The following is a 3,794-nucleotide window of genomic DNA, read 5'->3' on the forward strand; positions in this document are numbered from 1 at the left end:
CGAAGAAAATGAAACAGCTATTGGCCAAATGTGTATTGATGTCTTTGGTAAGGATTGGGGCACATTCAGAATTGCACACCTGTCAACAGGAGATAAAATCGGGTTTGAATTGTTTGAATTTAAGCAAAGTAAAGATTTAAAACCCCGTTTTGAACCTTTCCGTACAGGTCTGTTTCATTTTTCAATTCAAGATCCTGATGTAGAAGGTTTGGTTGAAAAGATTGTCGCAGCAGGTGGAAAACAACGCATGCCAATCCGTGAATATTATCCAGGAGAAAAGCCTTACCGCATGTGCTATGTGGAAGATCCTTTTGGCACTGTCTTTGAAATCTATTCACACTCTTATGAGTTGCACTATTCTGTAGGAGCCTACAAATAAACTTTTAACTCAAATTTAATTACTTTGAATTCAAGTTGTATTTGCAACCTGAATTCAAAATAATTGCATAAATGAGCTTAAACCTTAAAGGATCATATTATGAGAATACAAATTATATTATTAGCAGTTATTTTATTGCAGTCTTGTGTAAATCAAAAGTCTACGTCAGATAAAAGTGACGTTATTGAAGTCGTTCAATTTAAAGGCCAACAGGTTACAGGGGTTTCAGTAAGCCATACAGGTCGGGTTTTTGTAAATTTCCCAAGATGGAGGGAAAGCGTTGAAAATTCTGTTGTAGAAGTTGCTGCTGATGGAAAAATCATTTCTTACCCAAGTGAAAAATGGAATAAGTGGGAAATTGGTAAATCTATTTCTGATTCTGTTTTTGTCGCTATTCAATCAGTGGTTGCACATAATGATGACTTGTATGTTTTAGATACCCGAAACCCATTATTTGCAGGAGTGAAAGATGCTCCCCGGCTATTTGTGTTTGATTTAAACACCAATCGTTTAAAAGATATACTTGTTTTATCTCCTAAAAGCTATAAGCCTACATCATATATTAATGATTTACGTATAGATGAGAGAAACAATTGTATTTATATGACTGATTCAGGAGAGCCGGGTTTAGTGGTCTTGAACTTATCAACAAAGGAAAGTAAGCGTGTTTTAGATCATCATTACTCAACACGAGCAGAAACAGATCATTTAACGATTAATGGTGTTAAGTGGAATAATACCGTTCATTCAGATGGTATTGCCTTTAATAGCAAAACGAATCGCTTATATTATCACAGCTTAACCGGATATAATCTGTATTCTGTTTCGGCAGATCTATTAAACAATGGCGATAAAGAACAGATAGAAGCGGACGTAAAGTTAGTGGCTAAGACCGCTGCGCCTGATGGGATGATTTTTGATGATAAAGGCAACTTATATTTTGCTGATTTAGAAAATAACAAGATTCAATACCTGACACCTGATGGTAAAATCAATACACTTTGCGAGGGTGAAAAAATTAGGTGGGCAGATACCTTTAGTATTTTCAATGGTTATTTATTCTATACAAACTCGAGGATAAACGAAACACAAAATGGCGTTTCTGATTTAACTTTCTCTATCAATAAAATAAAAATCGAAGATTAGAAAATAGAAATTTAGTGCTTGTTTTCCCAATAATGGTGTTATTGGGAAAACAAGCTATTTTCATTCCTATGAGTAGCACTATTCTGAAGAAGCGTATAAATGATGCTGCTTTGCAAAATCCTGCCCCCATTTATCGATTGCAAGGATGATGGGGATCAGTGATTTCCCACTTTCGGTTAACTCATACTCCACCTTCGGAGGGCTCACAGGGTATACGGTTCTTTTAACTATGCTATCCTCTTCCAATCCTCTTATCGAATAAGTAAACATTCGGCTGGAGATTCCCGTAATGCTTTTTTGTAACTCTCCAGACCGCATCCCACCATCTTTAAGGTGGAAAATAATCAAACTCTTATATTTATCACCAATCAATTGTAAAGCAAAGGCTAAAGAGCAATAGTAGTCTTTACTTTTGTAGCTTATTTTATCAATATGTTCTTTTTCCATAATTGATTCTGTCTCTATTTTGTAGATATACCTGGTACTGACTCTGTATGGGGCTATTTCAAAAGTCCCCCTTACCAAACCGGATAAATATACTTATAATATCATCAGCCCCATTTCTAAATTACAAATTCCACATAAAAAAACCGAACCTGAAAAGTTTTTTTCAGATTCGGCTTTCAATTTTATTTTAAGTATTCCGTAACTCAAGACACTTTAAGTACTTATTTCCTAAGTGCAGGTGTTGAGAATGATGGTGGATTTATACTTTTGATTTAAATATTGATTCGATTATCTGAGATCTGTATTCAAATATTTCATTCAACTTAGCCTGAATAATAAATTTGTTAGCGATACGACCTAAAAATGAAAATGGCGGCCGATAACTTACGATATCTTTCATTAATACTTTATCACCCTGCTGCTCAATGATGTGTTGATGATGCCAAAGTGAATAAGGACCAATCCTTTGTTCATCGACAAAGTATTCCCTATCCCTTACATGCGTTATTTCTGTAACCCAATTGGTTTTCAAGCCAAACATCGGCTTGACGATATAACTGATTATCATCCCTTCATAGATTTTTTCAGGTAGGTCTTTTGAGCAAATATCAAATCCCATATAATCTGGGGTTATCTTTTTTAAGTTTTCAGGAGAAGTAATAAAATTCCATAATTCATCAACGGAAGCCGATATAAGTTGTTCATTATAAAACTGATAAAATGCCATAACGATTTGTATTTGGATAATTTATCTTTAAGAAAGTAGTTCCGTTCCTTGCAACAAGCGAATAATGTTCTTTCTGTGTAAAAATACAATAAGAACTGAACTGATTATCAAATAATATAAAACCAGAGTAATCCCATTTAAAATCAATTCGGTAAGTGGCATAACTATAGCCAATGCAATTGAACCCATTGAAACATATTTAAATCGCCATTTCACTATAAAATAAACAGCAACTGAAACGAATACAGGCAAAGGTGCAATTAATAATGAAGCTCCAAGAGTCGTATTGACGCCCTTACCTCCTTTAAATTTTAAAAACAGACTAAAATCGTGTCCAACTATTGAAACCAAAGCCAGCAAGTATATGAAATATGGAGGTAATGCGGTGGTATTAAAAACTAAAAATAACACAATAGGTAAAAATCCTTTTAGCATATCTAAAAGTTGTGTCATAATAGATATTTTCTTACCAGCCACTCGTCTTACATTAGTAGAACCAAGATTACCACTTCCCTCTTTTAATATATTTTTTCCCGTAGATAACTTAGTCAACAAGTAACCAAACGGAATTGATCCCCATAAATAAGCTAGTAATAAGAAAGATATAATTAATGCCAAATTCATTTCATTTCCTTTAAAATACGCAAAGCCTCCTCAACATGTTTTGTGGCTTGTATTTGCGAATTAAATAGATATAAAACCTTACCTTCTTTATTGATTATATAGGTGACTCTACCAGGAAATAAACCAAAAAAATTGCTTGGTACTCCCCACCTTTTGCGAATTCGATTTCCTGTATCACTTAATAAAGTAAAGTTTAGATTGTGTTTTTGAGCAAAATGTAAATGACTTTTAACTGACTGGGCACTAATCCCAATAACTAAGGCATTTGCTTCCTCAAAAACATGAAACTGATCACGAAACGCACAGGCTTCTTTTGTACAACCTGGACTGTCGTCTTTGGGATAGAAATAAATAACCAGATTTTTTTTCCCAATGACAGATTCGACCTGAAATAAATGATCATGCTGGTCCTTTAATTCAAAGCTTGGTATCACACTTCCTATTTCTATCTTATCCATATAACTATTATCA

General features: G+C 34.1%; 6 protein-coding genes. 2 read left to right on the plus strand and 4 right to left on the minus strand.

The features are described from left to right. Positions 1-379: VOC family protein (locus ABY905_RS14975; protein ID WP_372645306.1), on the plus strand; the 379-nt coding region annotated here is incomplete at its 5' end. A gap of 99 nt (positions 380-478) precedes the next feature. After that, a complete protein-coding gene (locus ABY905_RS14980) occupies positions 479-1,525 on the plus strand; it encodes an L-dopachrome tautomerase-related protein (protein ID WP_372645308.1) in 1,047 nt (348 codons plus the stop codon). Between the two features lie 78 nt (positions 1,526-1,603). Here ABY905_RS14980 and ABY905_RS14985 read toward each other — a convergent pair whose 3' ends face one another. From ABY905_RS14985 to ABY905_RS15000, 4 genes are all read right to left on the minus strand, one after another. Then, entirely contained in the window at positions 1,604-1,972 is a 369-nt protein-coding gene (locus tag ABY905_RS14985) for a winged helix-turn-helix transcriptional regulator (protein ID WP_372645310.1), read from the minus strand. A gap of 259 nt (positions 1,973-2,231) precedes the next feature. Beyond that, positions 2,232-2,699, minus strand: a complete 468-nt coding sequence (locus tag ABY905_RS14990) for a hypothetical protein (protein WP_372645312.1) — start codon at positions 2,697-2,699, stop codon at positions 2,232-2,234. A 27-nt stretch (positions 2,700-2,726) separates the two neighbouring features. After that, positions 2,727-3,323 (minus strand): glycerol-3-phosphate 1-O-acyltransferase PlsY, encoded by a 597-nt coding sequence (plsY, locus tag ABY905_RS14995; RefSeq protein ID WP_372645315.1) that lies wholly within the window; start codon positions 3,321-3,323, stop codon positions 2,727-2,729. Further along, on the minus strand, positions 3,320-3,794 hold a 475-nt coding region (locus tag ABY905_RS15000; protein WP_372645316.1), incomplete at its 5' end, for a peroxiredoxin. The genes ABY905_RS15000 and plsY, both read right to left, overlap by 4 nt.

The sequence above is a fragment of the Ancylomarina sp. genome (genome assembly GCF_041555295.1).
GTDB lineage: Bacteria > Bacteroidota > Bacteroidia > Bacteroidales > Marinifilaceae > Ancylomarina.